The following is an 18,151-nucleotide window of genomic DNA, read 5'->3' as shown; positions in this document are numbered from 1 at the left end:
TAATGAAAAAAGTAATGCTCAAGACCACACTTAGCCTCGCCGTTGCCATGGCCTCATCCCACGTCTTCGCAAGTGGCTTTGCCCTTAACGAACAAGACGTCGCCGGGATGGGTACGGGCTTCGCAGGACGCTCTTCCGCTGCCGAAAACGCAAGCACCGTCTATGGTAACCCTGCCGGTATGGCTCGCCTGGAAGGCCAGCAAATTACCGGTGGTTTCGCGGTGATTGATGCCTCGACCAATATCAAAGATGCCGGCGGCCGTTCCAGCGGCACCAACAAAGGCGACATGGTGCCTTTCACTGGCGTACCTTTCGGTTTCTACACCAACAAACTTAACGATCAGTGGGCTATCGGCTTCGGTGTTTATGCGCCGTTCGGCCTGAAAACCGACTACGAAAGTGGCTTCCAGGGGCGCGGGTTTGGCAGCAAGAGCGAAGTCTCGGTCATCACTTTCCAACCGACTGTCAGCTACAAGTTCAATGATCGCGTATCCATCGGCTTTGGTCCGACCATCAACCGTATCGACGGCACCCTGGAATCGCAGCCAAGCCTGGCTGGCCTAGGGATCCCAGGCGACAACAAGGTCAAAGTCAAAGGCGATGATACAGCCCTGGGCTTTAACGCCGGTATTCTGGTTCAAGCCACCGATACCACTCGCGTTGGCCTGACCTACCACTCGCAAGTGAAGTACAAACTCGAAGGCCACACCGACGTCACCAAAGCCGCCACGGTTCCATCGCAGGTGCTGGCCAACAACCGCTACGATGCGTCACTGAACGTCGACACACCTGAATCCTGGGACCTGTCGATGACTCAAGACCTCAGCGACGCCTGGAAACTGTATGCGGGTGCGACCTGGACTCGTTGGAGCCGTTTGAAAGACATCACCATCAAAAACGAAGGTGTGACAGCGGCTAGCGGAGGCGCACTGGCACCTGCGCTTGTCGGAACCATCACTGAGCCGCAGAACTGGCACGACACCTGGGCTTACGCCCTGGGTACCTCGTATCAGCTCACCAAGCAGGTGGTACTGCGTACCGGTCTGAGCTTCGACCAGTCGCCAACCAACAACACCGATCGTTCACCACGCATCCCTACCGGCGACCGGACCATCTTCAGTGTTGGTATGGGTTACGCAGTGATGGATAACATGACCGTTGACGTGGCTTACTCCTACCTCAAGGAAGAGTCGGTCAAAGTCAACAAATCCAACGCACTGGGTTCCTACAGCTCCAAATACGAAAACAGCGCCAACGGTTTCGGCCTGGGTGTGACGTACAAGTTCTGACCTGCTCGCGCATAAGAAAGCCCCGCTCTCCTGCAAAGGAGGCGGGGCTTTTCAATGGGCAACGATCAGGGTTTCGAAGCTAGCGCCTCTTCCACCGCCTTGAGCAAGTCCGGGCTGTCAGGTTTGGTCAGGCTGGAGAAATTGGCGATCACCCTGCCCTGACGATCCACCACGTACTTGTAGAAATTCCACTTCGGCGCGCTGCTCTGCTGCGCCAGTATCTTGAACAGATGCACGGCATCCGGCCCCTTGACCGTCTGCGGCTCGGTCATGGTGAAGGTGACGCCATAATTCACGTAGCAAACCTTGGCGGTTTCCTCTCCGGTCTTGGCTTCCTGCTTGAAGTCATCGGAAGGCACGCCAATCACTTCCAGGCCCTGGCCCTTGTAGCGCTGGTATAACGCCTCAAGGCCTTTGAATTGCGGCGCAAACCCGCAGAAGCTGGCGGTATTGACGATCACCAGAGGCTTACCGGCAAAGCGCTGGCACAGGTCGATGGATTCCTTGGCGCGCAACTTGGGCAACTGCCCCTCCAGCAACGGCGGGCAACTGGCAGCCATGGCCGCACCGCCAAAAGCAGCCATCAGGACGGGTACTGCGAGCCAGCGCATCTGCATATCGTGTGTCCTTCAAAGGAGTCAGACCATGAACTTAACAGATCGACATACCCAGTTGCATCAACGCCAGCCCGCCGTGCTGCCAGCCCCACCACGCCAGAAGCAGCAGAAGCGTTGCCGCCCCTGCCCCAACCAGCCAATAGCCATTGGAACTCATGCTACCTCCATCTGCGTCTGCAACCGCGCCACCGGCCGCTCACGCACCGGCCAGTTGAGTGCGGCGGCGAGCAGGCTCAAAAGAATCGCCACTTGCCAGATCAAATCGTAGTTGCCGGTTCGATCATAGACCACTCCACCCAACCAGCCACCGAGGAACGAACCGAGCTGGTGGAACAGAAACACGATCCCACCGAGCATCGAGAGGTTTCGCACACCAAACAACGTCGCGACCGTACCATTGGTCAGCGGCACCGTGGACAACCACAAAAAGCCCATCGCCATACCGAACAGGTAGGCCGAGATTTCAGTCACCGGCGCCCACAGGAACAGCCCGATCACCAACGCCCGCAACAGGTACAGGCCAGTCAGCAGGCGCGGCTTGGACATGCGCCCGCCGAGCCAGCCGGCGGTGTAGGTGCCGGCGATATTAAACAGGCCGATCAAGGCCAAGACGGTGGTGCCGGTAGTCGCCGGCAAATGCTGATCGACCAGATAGGCGGGTAGATGCACGCCGATAAACACCACTTGGAAACCGCAGACGAAAAAACCGAACGCCAGCAACCAGAACCCAGAGTGAGAGCAGGCTTCCTTCAGTGCTTCGCGCAAGGTTTGCTGGCCGGCCATGACAGGCAGCGGCCGATCCTTGAGCATGCTCACCAGCGGCAGAATCAGCGCCACCATCAAGCCCAGCACCAGCAGTGCCGCCGACCAACCCAACCAACTGATCAAGCCCAGGGTGCCCGGCACCATGGCGAACTGGCCGAAAGAACCGGCGGCACTGGCAATGCCCATGGCCATGCTGCGTTTTTCCGGCGGCACGGCACGGCCGACCACGCCCAGAATCACCGAGAACGAGGTGCCCGACAGGCCAATACCAATCAACAAACCGGCGCTCAACGACAGCGACCATGCCGAGTCGGACATACCCATCAATACCAGGCCGACGGCGTACAACACCCCGCCAACCAACACGGCCTTGCTCGCCCCAAAGCGGTCGGCCAGGGCGCCGGTGAAAGGCTGCGCCAGGCCCCAGATCAGGTTCTGCAGGGCAATGGCAAAGGCAAACGTCTCACGCCCCCAGCCGAATTCGGCGCTCATCGGCGCCAGGAACAGCCCGAAGCCATGCCGTACACCCAGGGACAACGCCAGGATCAGCGCACTCCCCACAAGAATCCAGCCACCGGTGCGCCACATCGAGGTCATTTCTTATTCTCCATTTGCGGGTATATACCCGCTTTTAGTCGAGCAAACCCGCGTTCAGGCGAGTTCATCCAGCAAGGCCAACAGGGTTTCGCGTTTTTCCGCGCCCAACCGATCAATCAATTTCTGCTGCGCCGCCTCCCAGGCCGGCAAAGCTGCGGCCAGTCGCGCCGCGCCGGCCTCGGTCAACAGCACCAGGCGGTTGCGCAGGTCATCGCCCTCGACCAACCGCACCAGGCCTTCGCCTTCCAGTACGCGCAGGTTGCGCCCCAACGTACTGCGATCCAGCCCCATGGCGTCGGCCAGGTTGGAAATACTCGGCTGATCGAGACGCTGCAGATTGCACAGCAAAGAATATTGGGCGACGTTGATCCCGAAGCCGTCGAGAGCGCCGTCGTAATGCCTGCTGACGCCACGGGCGGCGCGTCGCAGGTTGGTGCATAAACATTGGGAGGCAAGCATGGAACGTGTATATACCCGCGATTCAGCAAATGCAAGCAAGTGTTACAGCGCCAGACCGACCAGAACCGCCACTTCCAGCAACTCCAGCAGCGCGCCGGCGGTGTCGCCCGTGGTGCCGCCGAGGCGCTTGACCATCAGGTGGCGCAGGCCGATAAAGCACAGCGCCGCGAGCAGGACCGCAATCCCGCCGCTGAAACCAGCGATCAGGAGGCAGGCCAGGCCGCTGAGGATCAGCACCTGCTGGCCGACAATCCTCGGTAAGTGATCCGACAATGCCTGGCCCAGTCCTCCTGCACGCACATAGCGCGTGGTGAGAAACAGCGCGAGCATCGAAGCACGCCCGATCAGCGGCGCGAGGATCAGCGCTGCGCCATTGTGCTGTTCGATCAGCGCTACCAGCGCGGTGAACTTGAGCAACAACACCAGGCCGAGGGTGACCACGGCGATCGGCCCGCTGCGTGGGTCTTTCATGATGCTCAGGGTGCGCTCACGATCGCCAAAACCACCGAGCCAGGCGTCCGCGCTGTCTGCCAGCCCGTCCAGGTGCAAACCGCCACTGAGCAACACCCAGGCCGTCAGCAACAGCGCTGCGTGCAGCAACAACGGCGCGCCCGTCAACGCGAGATTCAGTCCCCACAACAGCAGGCCGAACAGCAAGCCCACCAATGGGTAAAACAGCAGTGAGCGCCCCAGTTCCTGCGGTTGCGGCATGCCCGGCAGACGAATTGGCAGGCTGCTCAGGAACTGCAGGGCGATCCAGAACGGCAGCATGTTCAGCGCCCTTCCTTCAGCACGCCGTCGGCCGCGACCTGCAGGCTGAACAGCGCGCCATGGCCGACTTCGACATTCAGCAATTGCGCTCGGGGCAAACCGCGCGCCTGGGCCAGCAGCAGACGCATCACCCCACCGTGACTGATCAACAGCACACGCTGGCCAGCATAAGCCTGATGCAAGCGTGAGACCGCGCCGAGGACCCGTTCGGAAAAGTCGCTGACACGTTCGCCCTCTGGTGGTGTGAAGCTATAGGGATCAGCCCAGAACGCGCCCAGCCCTTCGGCATCGGTCTCCATCAACGCCGCTGCGCTCTGCCCTTCCCAGGCGCCGAAGTGCAATTCCTGCAGAGCCTTTTCCAGGCTCACTGGCACGTTGAGTGTTGCGCCGAGCTCTTGTGCAAACCGCGCACACCGTTGCAGCGGCGAACTGATCAGGCGATCCCACGGGCCCTGCTCGGCCACGGCAGCACGCATTTGCGCCCAGCCGTTTTCGGTGAGCGCATCGTCGAGGCTGCCGCGCAGGCCACCACCCAATTCGGTTTCGCCGTGGCGCAGCAGGTCCAGGTACAAGGTCATGCCGGGCGGTCCGCCACAGCGGCTTCAGCAAATGTGGCCATCTGCCCGTGCAGCGCGCAGGCCAGGCGCAGCAGCGGCACCGCCAGGGCCGCGCCGCTGCCTTCGCCGAGCCGCAGGCCGAGTTCGAGCAACGGTTGTGCGTCGAGGCTGTGCAGTACGTGGCGATGGCCCGGCTCGGCGCCGCGATGGCCGAACACCAGCCACTCACGGCATGCCGGGTTCAGCCGCGTGGCGACCAACGCCGCGACGCTGCAGATAAAGCCGTCCACCAGCACCACAATGCCATCCTGGGCGCAGGCCAGATAGGCACCGACCAACGCTGCAATCTCCAACCCGCCCAGGTTGAACAGGGTTTGCAGCGCGTCACCGCGTTGCGCGGCGTGCACGGCCAGCGCGCGTTCGATGACCGCGACTTTGTGGCTGACGCCCTGGGCATCCAGGCCGGTGCCCGGCCCGGTCAAATCACTGACCGGGCAATCGAGCAAGGCACACGCCAACGCACTGGCGGCGGTGGTGTTGCCGATGCCCATCTCGCCGCCGATAAACAACTGCGCGCCGCTCGTCAACGCACGGCGTGCGCTGTCGCGACCGGCCTGCAGCGCCAGCCGCCCTTGTGCCTCGGTCATGGCCGGGCCGTTGACGAAGTTGGCGGTGCCCGCTGCGATATTCAGGTGACGCACCCGGGGCAGGTTCAGCGACGGCGTCACTGTGCCGAGGTCGATCACTTCCAACTGCGCCGTCAGTTGCTGCGCCAATACGCTGATGGCCGCACCGCCGGAGACAAAGTTATGCAGCATCTGCCCGGTGACTTCCTGGGGATACGCCGACACGCCTTCGGCGACCACGCCGTGGTCGCCGGCAAAGATGGCGATCCACACCTGCTCCAGCGTAGGTTTGACCCGGCCTTGCAAGCCGGCCAACTGCACCGCCAACGCTTCCAATTGGCCGAGGGAGCCGGCCGGCTTGGTCAATTGCTGTTGGCGCGCCAAGGCCTGTTGATACGCCAAGGCATCGCTGGCCTTGCACGGGTTGAGCCACCAGGTTTCCGTCATAACGCAGTACCTTTCAAAGTCAGGGGCAGGCCGGCAACGGTCAGGACAACGCGCTGACACCGCTCGGCCAAGGCTTGATGCAGCCAACCGGCTTCATCCACATAGCGGCGAGTCAATTCGCCCAGCGGCACGACACCCAAACCGGTCTCGTTGCTGACAAACAGGATTTCACCTGGCAATGAGGCCAGGCTTTCCAGCAATTGGTCACGCTCAAAAGCCAGGCGCTCGGGGTTGTCGAGCAGCAGCAGATTGGTCAGCCAGAGCGTGAGGCAATCCACCAGCAGGCAGCGCTCGGGCGCGGCGTTTTCACGCAGCACCCGTGCCAGTTCGATCGGTTCTTCGATCAGACCCCAGGCATCCGGGCGACGCTGACGATGCAGGGCGACGCGCTGGTTCATCTCGCCGTCCAGCGGTTGACTGGTGGCGATATAAATGACGGGCAACGCGCTGTCGCCGGCAAGTTTTTCGGCGAGGCGGCTTTTGCCGGAACGGGCGCCGCCGAGGATCAGTTGGAGCATGGGAGGGCACCTCGGTATTCGAGCCGGACTCGGTCAACGGTGGGCGCTGGATTGCCAGCGATGCAGGCATCTCGCTGCCTCTGGGAAACGCGGTTGATGCCATCGCGGGCAAGCCAGCGCCCACACTTCGAGCGCATGTACACCGTCAAACCCCACACAACGTGCGCAACAGCGCGGTATCCAGATGGTTGTCCACCAGGTCGGCCAAGCGCTCGATATCGCGCTCACGCAGGGCGTGGTAATCCACCGCCTGTACCGCCTGCAAACCGGCCCAGCGCAACAAGGCGCTGCACGCGGCAGGGGTTTCGAACAAGCCATGCAGGTAGGTGCCGAAGATCTGCCCGTCGGGGCTCTGCGCGCCATCACTGCGGCCGTCGTCCAGCAACACGGCCGCGTTCGACAACGCAGCGCCGGACGTCACCCCCGCGTGAATCTCATAACCACTGACCTCCGCGTCCTCCAGCAACAGGCGCCCACGCACATTGCGCAATTGCTTGTGCTCCTCCAGCGTCGTACTGAACGCCAGCCAGCCCAGACCTGCACTCGACCCGGCCGGCCCCTCGAGCCCGAGCGGGTCATGCACCTGCTCGCCGAGCATCTGCAAGCCGCCGCAAATCCCCAGCACCTTGCCGCCGTAGCGCAAGTGCCGCGCCACCGCCGTGTCCCAGCCATTGGCACGCAGGTACGCGAGGTCACTGCGCACGCTTTTCGAGCCCGGCAAGATAATCAGGTCGGCGGCGGGAATCGGCTGGCCCGGGCCGATGAACTGCAAGTCCACCTGGGGATGCAGGCGCAGCGGGTCGAAGTCGGTGTGGTTGCTGATGCGCGGCAATACCGGGACGACCACCTTGAGCACCTGGGCAGCCTTGTCGATCTGGCGCTGGTCGATGCCGTCTTCGGCTTCCAGATGCAGGTCCATTATGTAGGGCAATACGCCAACCACCGGCTTGCCAGTGCGTGCTTCCAGCCAATCCAGCCCCGGCTGCAACAAAGCGATATCGCCGCGAAAACGGTTGATGATGAAGCCCTTGACCCGCGCTTGCTCGGTCGGCGAAAGCAATTCGAGGGTGCCGACCAGATGAGCAAATACGCCGCCGCGATTGATGTCGGCGATCAGCAGCACCGGGCAGTCCACAGCTTCGGCGAAGCCCATATTGGCAATGTCATTGGCGCGCAGGTTGATCTCCGCCGGGGAGCCCGCGCCTTCCACCATCACCACTGGGTAGGCCTCGCTCAAGCGCGCGTGGGACGCCAGCACCGCGCGCATCGCGATGGCTTTGTAGTCGTGATAGGCGACCGCGTTCATGCTGGTCACGGCACGGCCATGGATGATCACTTGGGAGCCGGTATCGCTGTTGGGTTTGAGCAGCACCGGGTTCATGTCTGTGTGCGGCGCCAGGTTGGCGGCCTGGGCCTGCACCGCCTGGGCGCGGCCGATTTCGCCGCCTTCGGCCGTTACCGCGCTGTTGAGCGCCATGTTCTGCGGTTTGAACGGCACCACCGCGACGCCCTGGCGGACCAGCCAGCGACACAGGGCGGTGACCAGGGTGCTTTTACCGGCATCGGACGTCGTGCCTTGCACCATCAGCGTACTCATGGCGCTTCCTTGTAGGCGATCAGCGCCTGTTCGAGGCGCAGCCAGTCGGCATCGGTGTCGGGCAGGCCGAAACGCAGGCTGCTGTCGTGGACGAACAGGCGCAGCAGAATGCCGCGTTGGGCCATGAACGCATGCAGGCGTTCGGCGTGGGGTGTGATCAGCCATTGGAACAGGGCGCAGCCGCCCTGGGGTTGAAAGCCTTGGCGTTCCAGCAACTCGAACAAGCGCTGGCCGGCTTCCTGGCAACGATTACGTTGCCGGGTGTGCCCAGCGGTATCGCGCAGACACGCCTGGCCGATCACCCGCGTCGGCCCGCTGACCGCCCATGGCCCGACCTGTTCGGCCAACAGCTTGAGCAACCGGCGCTCCGCCAGCACAAACCCCAGGCGCACACCGGCCAGGCCGAAGAACTTGCCGAACGAGCGCAGCACGATCAGGCCGACCTGATGGGCCTGGCCTGCCAGGCTCAGGTGCGGCGTGACGTCCATGAACGCTTCGTCCACCACCAGCCAGCCACCGCGCTGGGCCAGCCGCGCGTGCCAATCCAGCAGACGTTGCGGGGACAGGCTCAGGCCGGTCGGGTTATTCGGGTTGACCACCACCAGCACGTCCAGGCTGTCGAGAAAGAAGTCGACTTCCTGCTCCTGCACTTCGCGCACCACGTAGCCCGCGCGGCGCCAGGCCTCGGCGTGCTCGGCGTAGCAAGGTGACAGCACACCGACCTTGCCACCCCGGCGCAGGCGCGGCAGCAGTTGGATCGCCGCCTGGGAACCAGGCACCGGCAATAAATGCGCGGTACCGTAATACTCGCTGGCGGCTTGTTCCAGGCCGTCGTCGGTTTCCGGCAGGCGCGCCCAGGCGCGCAACGGAATCTCGGGGATCGGCCACGGCCAGGGCGCCAGGCCGCTGGACAGGTCGAGCCATTCGGCTTCGGCAATCCCGTATTCAATCGCCGCCTTGCGCAGGCGACCACCGTGCTCAAGCATACAATTGCCCCCCGATGCATAGAATCAGCAGCCACAACCATACGCCGCGCTGCACCAGTTGCCAGCCTCGGTCGATGGCGTCTGCATCCGCCGCCGGGCCTTCGCCCAGTGGCGGGCGCTGGTGCAGTTCACCGTGGTAGATCGCGGCACCGCCCAACTCGACGCCCAAGGCACCCGCCCCCGCCGCCATGACCGGGCCGGCGTTGGGGCTATCCCAGGTCGGGCCCTGGCGGCGCCAGCATTTGATCGCCAGCCGGGTTTTACCGAGTACGGCGTAGGTCAACGCCACCAGGCGTGCCGGAATATAGTTCAGTACGTCGTCGATCTTGGCCGCCGCCCAACCGAAGCGCTCAAAGCGTGCGTTGCGATAGCCCCACATCGCGTCGAGGGTGTTGCTCAAGCGGTACAGCACCACGCCCGGCACACCCGCGACGACAAACCAGAACAGCGCGGCAAAGACGGCGTCACTGCCGTTCTCCAGCACCGATTCAGTGGCGGCGCGGGCCACTTCAGTGCGATCCAGCTCACTGGTCTGGCGACTCACCAGGTAACTCACGCGCCGACGGGCTTCGTCCAGGTCATCGCCGCGCAAGGCCTGAGCCACCGGGATCACGTGTTCACCGAGACTGCGCATGCCGAGGGCACAGTACAACGCGAGGATCTCCAGCACCCAGCCGATATAGGGCGCCCACGACAACGCGGTGGCCAGCAGCGTCAGCGGCACCACCGCAATAAACCACGCGGTCACACCGTGGCTGCGCCAGCCACGGCCGCCACTGTTGAAACGCCGCTCAATGCGCGCGGCAAAATTGCCGAACGCCACCAGCGGATGCCAGCGCTTGGGCTCGCCCAGCAGCGCATCCAGCGCCACCGCCGCGACACACAGCAAGGCCACACTCATTGACTCACTCCCCAGGTATTCTCATACAACATGTCACTCAGCGGCCGAGGTTCGGCCCAGCCTTCGAGCTGCAACATCGGTGCCGGGTAGAACGCCTCGACCGGCCCCAGGCACAACACCGCCAAGGGTTTCGCGCCGGGCGGCAAGCCCAGCAGGTCGGCCAGGGCCTGCGGCTCGAACAGCGAGACCCAGCCCATGCCCAAGCCTTCGACCCGCGCCGCCAGCCACAGATTCTGGATCGCGCAGGACAACGAGGCCATGTCCATTTCCGGCAAGGTGCGTCGGCCGAAGATATGCCGCTCGCGGTCATCCATCAGCGCCGCCACCAGCACTTCGGCGCAGTCGTGGATACCTTCGACCTTGAGCTTCATAAATGTATCGGAACGCTCGCCCAACGCTTCGGCGGTGCGTATGCGTTCTTCCTCCACCAACTGTTGAATCCGGCTACGCAGTTGGCGGTCGCTGATGCGGATAAACCGCCACGGCTGCATCAAGCCAACGCTCGGCGCCTGGTGTGCGGCCTGGAGCAAACGGTGCAGCAGTTCGGGAGCCACATCGCCGCCGCTGAAGTGACGCATGTCGCGGCGCTCGGCGATGGCGCGGTAGACGGCCTGGCGCTCGGCTTCGGGGAAGGCGTTGTCGGTCATGAGCCTATCGCGGGCAAGCCCGCTCCCGCAGTGGATTCGTGGTGTTTAGCCGAGTGCGATTCGCCTTCGCCGGGCGCAAACAGCGCAGCAACGGCGCGGGGATTGGAAGGGAAATAGAAGTGGACGTAGGACGCGGTCAGCCGCCCCTGCCGATACACCGCCTCCGCCCCGCGCCCACCATTGGGGCTCACGCCACGGGCAACGGGCTGCCATTCGGTACTGGTCAGCGAGTGGTGATAGGTATGACCGCGCAACACGCCCTCGGGCAATTCGACGCTTTGCAGGGCCAGGGCCGCGAGCTTCTTTTGCATCACCGCAGCGCCCTGCAGCAGGCCGACCAGTTCGGCGCGGATGCCGTCGACATCGGTGAGCGAGTCCAACAGATAAAGCATCCCGCCACACTCGGCGAGCAGCGGTTTGCCGGCAGCGTGATGAGCACGGATCGCACCCAGCATCGCGGTGTTTTCCGACAGCGCCTGGTGATGCAGTTCGGGGTAACCGCCAGGCAGATAGAGGCTGTCGGCCTCAGGCAATTGGCGATCATGGATCGGCGAGAAGAAGCTCAACTCAGCGCCCATCGCCCGCAGCAGATCAAGGCTAGCACCGTAGGTGAAGGCGAAGGCTTCGTCACGGGCGATGGCGATACGCACGCCGGCCAGCAACGGTTCGGCGCGGGTCACGGGCGGTGCGGCAAAGGTCACCGGCGGCGGTAACGCGACCTCGCAACTGCTGCCCAACGCTTGGGCGGCAGCGTCCAGGCGCAGGTCGAGGTCATTCAGTTCGCTGGCTTGCACCAGGCCCAGGTGGCGGCTGGGCAATTCTATAGCGGTCTCGCGGGACAGCGCGCCATACCAGCGCAGTCCTTCGGTGAGGCTGCCTTCAAGCAGTTGTGCATGGCGCAGGGTGCCGACGCGGTTGGCCAGCACGCCGGCGAACGGCAAGTCCGGCTGGTAGCGTGCCAGGCCGAGGGCCAAGGCACCGAAGGTTTGTGCCATGGCCGTGCCATCGATCACGCCGAGCACCGGCACACCGAAGTGTCGCGCCAGGTCAGCGCTGGAAGGCGTGCCGTCGAACAGGCCCATCACGCCTTCGATCAGGATCAGGTCCGCCTCCCCCGCCGCTTCCCACAGCAAGCGACGACTTTCCTGCTCGCCTACCATCCACATATCCAATTGATACACCGGCGCACCGCTGGCGCGCTCGTGAATCATCGGGTCGAGGAAGTCCGGGCCGCATTTGAACACGCGCACCTTGCGACCCAGGTTGCGGTGCAAACGGGCCAGCGCGGCGGTGACCGTGGTTTTGCCCTGGCCGGACGCCGGCGCGGCGATCAAGACGGCCGGGCAATGACGGGGCTGATTCAAAGTTCGACGCCTTTCTGTGCCTTGATACCGGCTTGGAATGCGTGCTTGAGCATGCCCATCTCGGTGACGGTGTCGCCCATTTCGATCAGCTCGGGCTTGGCGCCACGGCCGGTGACGACCACGTGCTGCATCGGCGGGCGGGCCTGCAGGTCACCAAGGACTTGATCCAGGTCGAGATAGCCGTGCTTGAGCGCGATGTTCAGCTCATCCAGCACCACCAGGCGGATGGACGGGTCTTGCAGCAATTGGCGGGACACCGCCCAGGCAGCTTCGGCGGCCGCGATGTCGCGCTGGCGGTCCTGGGTTTCCCAGGTAAAACCCTCGCCCATCACATGAAAACGCACTTGCTCGGGGAAGCGGCGGAAGAACAGCTCTTCGCCGGTGCTGTTGCGCCCCTTGATGAACTGCACCACACCGCACTGCATGCCGTGGCCCATGGCGCGGGCCAGCATGCCAAATGCCGAGCTGCTCTTGCCTTTGCCGTTGCCGGTCAGCACCAGCAGCAAGCCGCATTCGTTCGGAGAATTGGCGATGCGCTCATCGATCACGGCTTTTTTACGCAGCATGCGCGCCAGGTGGCGTTCGTCGCGCTCGGGGGAATCGGTCATGGCAGCTCTCCGTTGGGGCTGGACAAAAACGGCGGGCAGGAAAAATCAAAAACAGACAGCCAAGCATCGCCCACCGTGATGCTGTTGGATGATCCGGGCCGGTCTCCGGGCTCATGAGTGGCGCGCTAGAGCACACGCCGACGGCGCGCCTTCCCATATCGCGGGCGATACAGTGGCAAACAGCACCGTTTTGACTCATTTACCGTTGCGGGGGCAGCGCCGGAATCGCGGCAACACTGTGTACAAGTGCGCTCACTCACCGGCTTCCCTGTTTCACTCAGTCGACCCGTAGGTCACAGAGCACCTGGAACAAGCCGCGAAGGTTAGTGGGTTGGGGGTGGAGCGTCAATTAAAGCTGGCCTTGTACTTGAACCATCGTCGCAACACACACCTCTACCCTTACAGGCATCCAGGAGAAAACCATGCATAAAACAAGACTCGCCTTACTGATCATGCTCGCGGGCAGCCTTGCCGCCTGCGGCGAAAGCTCGACCCTGAAGGTATCCGACGGCACCGGGCCCTCACCGCAATTGCCGGAGCCGAACAAGACGCTGATCCCCACTGTGAACATCGCCCCGGCCATTGGCTGGCCAGCGGGCACCAAGCCCACGGCCGCCGCCGGCACCCAGGTGGCGGCCTTCGCCGAAGGCCTGGACCACCCGCGCTGGCTGTACGTATTACCCAACGGCGATGTGCTGGTGGCGGAAACCAACGCGCCGCCCAAGCCGGATGATTCCAAAGGCCTTCGTGGCTGGGTGATGGAGAAAGTCATGGGCCGCGCCGGCGCCAGGGTACCGAGCCCGAACCGCATCACCCTGCTGCGCGATGCCGACCATGATGGGGTCGCGGAGACCCGCACGGTATTCCTGGAAAACCTCAACTCGCCCTTCGGCATGACGCTGGTCGGCAATGACCTGTACGTGGCCGATTCGGACAAGCTGCTGCGCTTTCCCTATCAGACGGGCGAGACCGCGATCAAGACCGCCGGCAGCAAGGTCATCGACCTGCCCGGCGGCAGCATCAACCACCACTGGACGAAAAACGTGGTGGCCAGCAAGGACGGCAGCAAGCTGTATGTGAGCGTGGGTTCCAACAGCAACGTGGCGGAGAACGGCCTGGAGGCGGAACAAGGCCGCGCCGCGATCTGGGAAGTCGACCGCGCCAGCGGCCAGCACCGTATCTTCGCCTCCGGCCTGCGCAACCCTAACGGCATGGCCTGGGAACCGCAGAGCGGCAAGCTGTGGACGGCCGTGAACGAGCGCGATGAGATCGGTAGCGACCTGGTACCGGACTACATCACGTCGGTCCAGGATGGCGCCTTTTATGGCTGGCCCTTCAGCTACTACGGGCAGCACGTGGATGTACGCGTCACGCCGCAAAACCTGGACCTGGTGGCCAAAGCCATTGCGCCGGACTACGCCGTAGGCCCGCACACCGCCTCGCTAGGCCTGACCTTCGCCGAGGGCAGCAAACTGCCGGCGCCCTTTATCAACGGCGCGTTCATCGGCCAGCACGGTTCGTGGAACCGCAAGCCGCACAGCGGCTACAAGGTGATCTTCGTACCGTTCGAGGGCGGCAAGCCGAAGGGGCCGCCGGTGGACGTGCTGACCGGGTTCCTCAACAGCGACGAGAAAGCCATGGGCCGACCGGTTGGCGTGGTCATCGACAAGCAGGGCGGCTTGCTGGTGGCGGATGATGTGGGGAATAAGGTGTGGCGGGTTTCTGCGGCTAAGTAACCGCCCCCAAGACCACCACAAAACAAATGTGGGAGGGCGCTTGCTCCCGATAGCGGTGGGTCAGTCACCAAATGCAGGGACTGACACGCCCTCATCGGGAGCAAGCGCCCTCCCACATTTGGGTCTAGGTTTTATCTAAGGGTTACGCGCCAGGTTTTCAGCCGGCAACACACGCTTGGCGCTCAGGTAGGCATTCTGCCAATACGCTTTGGACAGCGTATCCAGCTTCACCGTACCGCCCGTCTGCGGCGCATGTACAAAGCGCCCTTCGCCGACATAGATCCCGGCGTGGCTGACCTGCGAGCCGCCGCCCGTGGCGAAGAACAACAGGTCACCGGTTTGCAGGTTCTGCTCGCTGACGTCCTGGCCACGCATTACGATCAGTTCGCGCGTGGTGCGCGGCAGGGAGATGCCGGCGGCATCACGGTAGACAAACCCGATCAGCCCGCTGCAATCGAACCCGGAGTCTGGCGTGTTGCCACCCCAACGATAAGGCGTACCGACCAGGCCCAGCGCTCGGAAGAGCACGTCTTCGGCGGCCGGCGAGAAATTCTGGCTGGTGTTGAATACCGGTTTAGGCTTGGCCGCGACAGGCGCTGGCTGCGGTCGGCTTGCGCAGGCGCTGAGCAGCGCGACGCAAACAATGAGAATCAGGCGGGCCGAGGTCGACATGTGCAGAACAATCCTGGTCTGGATGCGGCTTTCGCTGCCGAACGCTGAAAACCAGAACGCGCAAGCAAGGCTTGCGCGAACGGATTACAACAATGTTCAAGGATTCTAGCGCTTACACGTCAAACTTCAAGTATCACTTTAACTTTACTTACTGGCGGTAATCGTCGTCGGGGCCATGGCGAGTGCGCGCTTGGCTTCGATGAAGGTTTTGCTCCAGTAGCTGTCGCCCAGGCTGTCGACTCGAACACCACCACTGCGGCGGCTGCTGGAGTGGATAAACTGGTTATCGCCCAAGTAGATACCGGCGTGACTGACGCGACCACGACCACTGGTGCTGAAGAAAAGCAGATCGCCAGGCTTGAGGTTGTTACGCGCGACCAACGGTGCATTCACGTTGATCATTTCGCGAGTGGAGCGTGGCAGGTTCATGCCAGCTTCTTCACGAAACAGGTAACCGATAAAACCGCTGCAATCGAAACCGGCTTCGGAAGTGCCGCCGAAACGGTAACGGGTACCGATCAGGGACATGCCGCGTTCGAGAATGCTGTCGGCCAGAACGGGAAGCTGATAAGGCTTGTTGCCAGCGAAGGCGGCCAGTTCTTTTTCGGTTGCCAGCTCTTCCTCATAAACAGTGGAAGACTGCGCAGCAACGAATTTTGCCTGATTTTTATACTGTTGATCGTGCTGCTCGGCCACTTGTTGAGGGTGGGAGGCGCAACCAAACAACAGGGCTACGAGTGCGAGAGGCACGAGGGGTGCGAAGCGATTCAGCATGGGCACGACCGTGGCAAATGTGTAAAGAAGCCGAGACTATGCCTTCTATCACATCGATTTGCAAATTCAATCGTGATCTATGTGACTTACTGTTTGCGCTATGACATCTAAGCCCTTAATACCCTATGCACGTGTTTTGCGTGGCCAAGCCGGCCAAAACGCAGGTTTTCTGGCGCCTGGAATTTGCCTAAACCCCACGAAATACAAGGGTTTGCTACCAGCCGAGGGTTTCCTTAAGGAAGGGAATCGTCAGCTTGCGCTGGGCCTGCAAAGAGGCCTGATCGAGCTGTTCGAGCAAATCGAACAACGCGCTCATGCTGCGGGTGCCACGGGTGAGGATAAAGTGCCCGACCTCGTCGGTGAGGTGCAGGCCGCGACGGGAAGCACGCAATTGCAGGGCACGCAATTTGTCCTCGTCGGACAATGGGCGCATCTGGAAGATCAGCGCCAGGGTCAGGCGCGACTTGAGGTCCGCCAGCTTGACCGGCAACTCACGGGGCGAGGTCGAGGCCGCGATCAACAGGCGGCGGCCGCTGTCGCGCAGGCGGTTGAACAGATGAAACAGCGCCTCTTCCCAATCCGCCTTGCCGGCGATGGCCTGCAGATCATCCAGGCACACCAGTTCGTATTGTTCGAGGTTGTCGAAAATCCCGATCCCGCGATCCATCAACTCGGCCAAAGGCAGGTAAACCGCCGGTTCACCCATTTGCTCGAAGCGCAGGCACGCGGCCTGCAACAGGTGGGTGCGCCCCACGCCCTGCTTGCCCCACAGATAGATCAGGCTTTCAGTCCACCCGGCGTCGGCTTCGCAGAGCCGCTCGACATAGCCGAGTGCAGCGGCATTGGCGCCTGGGTAGTAATTGATAAAGGTGGCGTCGTCACGCAGACGCACACCTAAGGGCAGCTGAATCGGTTTCATGCTGACTGAACGGTTCCGATCGAACCGTTAGTGGCCTCTGTGAAAAGTTTGCAAAGTTTATACCCGTGACGCCGGGCGCACAATGCAGCAGACCACAAGCAAAATCAAAGGTTTGCGTTAACTTGCTGGATTTACGCGAATTGTTTGACGCGACAGTGCCAGAAACCACAAACCCGGCCTGAGCCGGGTTTGTGACACCGCGATTACACGTCGGGGTCCTCGACGCCCGTATACACATCCGAATCCTTATACAGATCGTGTACATGCCGCACCAGCACCATGATCACCGCCGCCACCGGCAGCGCAAGCAGGATGCCGGTAAAGCCGAACAACTCGCCGCCGGCCAGGATCGCAAAGATCACCGCGACCGGGTGCAGGCCGATGCGGTCGCCCACCAGCAGCGGGGTCAGCACCATGCCTTCGAGGGCCTGGCCGACCATGAACACCGCGACAATCCCAAGCATCGGGTACAGGTCACCGCCAAACTGGAACAGCCCGGCTACCAGCGCAGCACCGATGCCAATCACAAAGCCCATGTACGGCACGATAGCGGCCAGGCCGGCAATCAAGCCGATCAACAGGCCCAGCTCCAGGCCGATCGCCATCAAGCCGGCGGCATAGATAATCCCCAGGGCCAGCATCACCAGTAATTGGCCACGCACGAACGCCCCCAGCACCTCATGACACTCCCCGGCCAGGGACACGATGCGCGCCTCGCGGGCGCGCGGCAGCAGGCCACGAATCTTGGCCATCATGATGTCCCAGTCCCGCAACAGGTAGAACGCCACCACCGGGATCAACACCAGGTTAGTCAGCCAGCCAATCAGCGCCAGGCTGGATGCCGTCGCCTGACTGAGAACCACGCCGACAATATCGCTGGTCTGGCCCATATGATCGCTGATCGCGGCCTTGACCTTGTCGAACTTCCAGAAGCCATCCGCCAGCCCCAGCTTAGCCTGGGTCCACGGCATCGCCGTATGCTGCAGCCAGTCGAGCATTTGCGGCGCCAGCTCATACAGACGGAACAATTGCTTGGCCAGCATCGGCACCAGCACCAGCACCAGCGCCGTGATGATCAGCGTAAACAGCGCAAACACAGTGACCACGCCCAAGGTCCGTGACAGGCCGGCTTTCTCCAGGCGATCCACCACGGGATCAAACAGATAGGCGAGCAACAGCGCTATCAGGAACGGCGTCAGGATCGAATGCAGCAACAACACAAAAATGCACAGCAGGGCGATTCCGCCAAGCCAAACCCAACGACGCGTATCCGCCATAAACCACTCCATCTTTTATTTACT

The 18,151-nt window shown here is 62.5% G+C and carries 20 protein-coding genes and 1 riboswitch; of the genes, 2 read left to right on the top strand and 18 right to left on the bottom strand.

Features of this window, described 5'->3' with window-relative positions; all coding sequences use genetic code 11:
- The first annotated feature begins 2 nt into the window (after nucleotides 1–2).
- Nucleotides 3–1,289, top strand: coding sequence for an OmpP1/FadL family transporter (locus tag ACP7CJ_RS17000; RefSeq protein ID WP_276194240.1), 1,287 nt, complete (start codon nucleotides 3–5; stop codon nucleotides 1,287–1,289).
- A 65-nt stretch (nucleotides 1,290–1,354) separates the two neighbouring features.
- Here the strand turns inward: ACP7CJ_RS17000 and ACP7CJ_RS16995 are convergent, their stop codons facing one another.
- The 14 genes from ACP7CJ_RS16995 to cobO all read right to left on the bottom strand — a co-directional run bounded on the left by ACP7CJ_RS16995 (nucleotide 1,355) and on the right by cobO (nucleotide 12,749).
- Complete coding sequence (locus ACP7CJ_RS16995; RefSeq protein WP_276194241.1) at nucleotides 1,355–1,906, bottom strand: glutathione peroxidase; 552 nt, start codon at nucleotides 1,904–1,906, stop codon at nucleotides 1,355–1,357.
- A gap of 34 nt (nucleotides 1,907–1,940) precedes the next feature.
- Nucleotides 1,941–2,063: a hypothetical protein gene (locus ACP7CJ_RS16990; protein WP_276194242.1), complete on the bottom strand. Its 123-nt coding sequence runs from the start codon at nucleotides 2,061–2,063 to the stop codon at nucleotides 1,941–1,943.
- Nucleotides 2,060–3,259 carry an MFS transporter gene (locus ACP7CJ_RS16985; RefSeq protein WP_426100113.1) on the bottom strand — a complete coding sequence of 400 codons (1,200 nt, stop codon included), beginning with the start codon at nucleotides 3,257–3,259 and terminating at the stop codon, nucleotides 2,060–2,062. The genes ACP7CJ_RS16990 and ACP7CJ_RS16985 overlap by 4 nt, the downstream gene beginning before the upstream one ends.
- Before the next feature lie 63 nt (nucleotides 3,260–3,322).
- The gene (locus ACP7CJ_RS16980; RefSeq protein WP_276194245.1) at nucleotides 3,323–3,727 is read right to left on the bottom strand and encodes a MarR family winged helix-turn-helix transcriptional regulator; all 405 of its coding nucleotides are present in this window, start codon (nucleotides 3,725–3,727) and stop codon (nucleotides 3,323–3,325) included.
- A 42-nt stretch (nucleotides 3,728–3,769) separates the two neighbouring features.
- Entirely contained in the window at nucleotides 3,770–4,498 is a 729-nt protein-coding gene (locus ACP7CJ_RS16975) for an adenosylcobinamide-GDP ribazoletransferase (protein ID WP_247405038.1), read from the bottom strand.
- A 2-nt stretch (nucleotides 4,499–4,500) separates the two neighbouring features.
- Nucleotides 4,501–5,076, bottom strand: a complete 576-nt coding sequence (gene cobC / locus ACP7CJ_RS16970; RefSeq protein ID WP_247405035.1) for an alpha-ribazole phosphatase family protein — start codon at nucleotides 5,074–5,076, stop codon at nucleotides 4,501–4,503.
- On the bottom strand, nucleotides 5,073–6,128 hold the full coding sequence (gene cobT / locus ACP7CJ_RS16965; protein ID WP_276194246.1) for a nicotinate-nucleotide--dimethylbenzimidazole phosphoribosyltransferase: 1,056 nt from the start codon (nucleotides 6,126–6,128) through the stop codon (nucleotides 5,073–5,075). The genes cobC and cobT overlap by 4 nt, the downstream gene beginning before the upstream one ends.
- The gene (gene cobU / locus ACP7CJ_RS16960; protein ID WP_253397747.1) at nucleotides 6,125–6,646 is read right to left on the bottom strand and encodes a bifunctional adenosylcobinamide kinase/adenosylcobinamide-phosphate guanylyltransferase; all 522 of its coding nucleotides are present in this window, start codon (nucleotides 6,644–6,646) and stop codon (nucleotides 6,125–6,127) included. Before cobU ends, cobT begins: the two co-directional genes overlap by 4 nt.
- Nucleotides 6,647–6,791: 145 nt before the next feature.
- Nucleotides 6,792–8,243 carry a cobyric acid synthase gene (locus tag ACP7CJ_RS16955; protein ID WP_276194248.1) on the bottom strand — a complete coding sequence of 484 codons (1,452 nt, stop codon included), beginning with the start codon at nucleotides 8,241–8,243 and terminating at the stop codon, nucleotides 6,792–6,794.
- Nucleotides 8,240–9,229, bottom strand: a complete 990-nt coding sequence (gene cobD, locus ACP7CJ_RS16950) for a threonine-phosphate decarboxylase CobD (protein ID WP_276194249.1) — start codon at nucleotides 9,227–9,229, stop codon at nucleotides 8,240–8,242. The genes ACP7CJ_RS16955 and cobD overlap by 4 nt, the downstream gene beginning before the upstream one ends.
- Nucleotides 9,222–10,130 carry an adenosylcobinamide-phosphate synthase CbiB gene (gene cbiB, locus ACP7CJ_RS16945; RefSeq protein WP_276194250.1) on the bottom strand — a complete coding sequence of 303 codons (909 nt, stop codon included), beginning with the start codon at nucleotides 10,128–10,130 and terminating at the stop codon, nucleotides 9,222–9,224. The genes cobD and cbiB overlap by 8 nt, the downstream gene beginning before the upstream one ends.
- The gene (gene bluB, locus ACP7CJ_RS16940) at nucleotides 10,127–10,777 is read right to left on the bottom strand and encodes a 5,6-dimethylbenzimidazole synthase (RefSeq protein WP_247408302.1); all 651 of its coding nucleotides are present in this window, start codon (nucleotides 10,775–10,777) and stop codon (nucleotides 10,127–10,129) included. The genes cbiB and bluB overlap by 4 nt, the downstream gene beginning before the upstream one ends.
- Nucleotides 10,774–12,141 carry a cobyrinate a,c-diamide synthase gene (locus ACP7CJ_RS16935; RefSeq protein ID WP_426100056.1) on the bottom strand — a complete coding sequence of 456 codons (1,368 nt, stop codon included), beginning with the start codon at nucleotides 12,139–12,141 and terminating at the stop codon, nucleotides 10,774–10,776. Before ACP7CJ_RS16935 ends, bluB begins: the two co-directional genes overlap by 4 nt.
- Complete coding sequence (cobO, locus tag ACP7CJ_RS16930; protein WP_276194252.1) at nucleotides 12,138–12,749, bottom strand: cob(I)yrinic acid a,c-diamide adenosyltransferase; 612 nt, start codon at nucleotides 12,747–12,749, stop codon at nucleotides 12,138–12,140. Before cobO ends, ACP7CJ_RS16935 begins: the two co-directional genes overlap by 4 nt.
- Before the next feature lie 79 nt (nucleotides 12,750–12,828).
- Nucleotides 12,829–13,072: riboswitch (cobalamin riboswitch) on the bottom strand.
- 99 nt (nucleotides 13,073–13,171) lie between these two features.
- Here cobO and ACP7CJ_RS16925 point away from each other — a divergent pair.
- Nucleotides 13,172–14,485: a PQQ-dependent sugar dehydrogenase gene (locus tag ACP7CJ_RS16925; RefSeq protein WP_426100057.1), complete on the top strand. Its 1,314-nt coding sequence runs from the start codon at nucleotides 13,172–13,174 to the stop codon at nucleotides 14,483–14,485.
- A 135-nt stretch (nucleotides 14,486–14,620) separates the two neighbouring features.
- Here ACP7CJ_RS16925 and ACP7CJ_RS16920 read toward each other — a convergent pair whose 3' ends face one another.
- The 4 genes from ACP7CJ_RS16920 to ACP7CJ_RS16905 all read right to left on the bottom strand — a co-directional run bounded on the left by ACP7CJ_RS16920 (nucleotide 14,621) and on the right by ACP7CJ_RS16905 (nucleotide 18,127).
- Nucleotides 14,621–15,157, bottom strand: a complete 537-nt coding sequence (locus ACP7CJ_RS16920) for a C40 family peptidase (protein WP_426100058.1) — start codon at nucleotides 15,155–15,157, stop codon at nucleotides 14,621–14,623.
- Nucleotides 15,158–15,301: 144 nt separating this feature from the next.
- On the bottom strand, nucleotides 15,302–15,931 hold the full coding sequence (locus ACP7CJ_RS16915; RefSeq protein WP_247406653.1) for a C40 family peptidase: 630 nt from the start codon (nucleotides 15,929–15,931) through the stop codon (nucleotides 15,302–15,304).
- A gap of 214 nt (nucleotides 15,932–16,145) precedes the next feature.
- Nucleotides 16,146–16,850, bottom strand: a complete 705-nt coding sequence (gene hda, locus ACP7CJ_RS16910; RefSeq protein ID WP_247406650.1) for a DnaA regulatory inactivator Hda — start codon at nucleotides 16,848–16,850, stop codon at nucleotides 16,146–16,148.
- 203 nt (nucleotides 16,851–17,053) lie between these two features.
- Nucleotides 17,054–18,127, bottom strand: a complete 1,074-nt coding sequence (locus tag ACP7CJ_RS16905) for an AI-2E family transporter (protein WP_276194255.1) — start codon at nucleotides 18,125–18,127, stop codon at nucleotides 17,054–17,056.
- Nucleotides 18,128–18,151: the final 24 nt, after the last annotated feature.

Source organism: Pseudomonas sp. PSPC3-2, assembly GCF_049897085.1.
In the GTDB taxonomy this organism is placed as follows: Bacteria; Pseudomonadota; Gammaproteobacteria; order Pseudomonadales; family Pseudomonadaceae; genus Aquipseudomonas; species Aquipseudomonas paraveronii.
The sequence above is the reverse complement of the archived record's forward strand: the minus strand, read 5'-3'. Positions and strand labels throughout refer to the sequence as shown.

Coding starts and splice junctions, on each gene's coding strand:
- ACP7CJ_RS16980 (WP_276194245.1), bottom strand. CDS start 3,727: ATGCTTGCCTCCCAATGTTTATGCACCAACCTGCGACGCGCCGCCCGT.
- cobT (WP_276194246.1), bottom strand. CDS start 6,128: ATGACGGAAACCTGGTGGCTCAACCCGTGCAAGGCCAGCGATGCCTTG.
- cobD (WP_276194249.1), bottom strand. CDS start 9,229: ATGCTTGAGCACGGTGGTCGCCTGCGCAAGGCGGCGATTGAATACGGG.
- cobU (WP_253397747.1), bottom strand. CDS start 6,646: ATGCTCCAACTGATCCTCGGCGGCGCCCGTTCCGGCAAAAGCCGCCTC.
- ACP7CJ_RS16915 (WP_247406653.1), bottom strand. CDS start 15,931: ATGCTGAATCGCTTCGCACCCCTCGTGCCTCTCGCACTCGTAGCCCTG.
- ACP7CJ_RS17000 (WP_276194240.1), top strand. CDS start 3: ATGAAAAAAGTAATGCTCAAGACCACACTTAGCCTCGCCGTTGCCATG.
- bluB (WP_247408302.1), bottom strand. CDS start 10,777: ATGACCGACAACGCCTTCCCCGAAGCCGAGCGCCAGGCCGTCTACCGC.
- ACP7CJ_RS16920 (WP_426100058.1), bottom strand. CDS start 15,157: ATGTCGACCTCGGCCCGCCTGATTCTCATTGTTTGCGTCGCGCTGCTC.
- ACP7CJ_RS16990 (WP_276194242.1), bottom strand. CDS start 2,063: ATGAGTTCCAATGGCTATTGGCTGGTTGGGGCAGGGGCGGCAACGCTT.
- cobO (WP_276194252.1), bottom strand. CDS start 12,749: ATGACCGATTCCCCCGAGCGCGACGAACGCCACCTGGCGCGCATGCTG.
- ACP7CJ_RS16995 (WP_276194241.1), bottom strand. CDS start 1,906: ATGCAGATGCGCTGGCTCGCAGTACCCGTCCTGATGGCTGCTTTTGGC.
- ACP7CJ_RS16955 (WP_276194248.1), bottom strand. CDS start 8,243: ATGAGTACGCTGATGGTGCAAGGCACGACGTCCGATGCCGGTAAAAGC.
- cbiB (WP_276194250.1), bottom strand. CDS start 10,130: ATGAGTGTGGCCTTGCTGTGTGTCGCGGCGGTGGCGCTGGATGCGCTG.
- hda (WP_247406650.1), bottom strand. CDS start 16,850: ATGAAACCGATTCAGCTGCCCTTAGGTGTGCGTCTGCGTGACGACGCC.
- ACP7CJ_RS16975 (WP_247405038.1), bottom strand. CDS start 4,498: ATGCTGCCGTTCTGGATCGCCCTGCAGTTCCTGAGCAGCCTGCCAATT.
- ACP7CJ_RS16985 (WP_426100113.1), bottom strand. CDS start 3,259: ATGTGGCGCACCGGTGGCTGGATTCTTGTGGGGAGTGCGCTGATCCTG.
- cobC (WP_247405035.1), bottom strand. CDS start 5,076: ATGACCTTGTACCTGGACCTGCTGCGCCACGGCGAAACCGAATTGGGT.
- ACP7CJ_RS16905 (WP_276194255.1), bottom strand. CDS start 18,127: ATGGCGGATACGCGTCGTTGGGTTTGGCTTGGCGGAATCGCCCTGCTG.
- ACP7CJ_RS16925 (WP_426100057.1), top strand. CDS start 13,172: ATGCATAAAACAAGACTCGCCTTACTGATCATGCTCGCGGGCAGCCTT.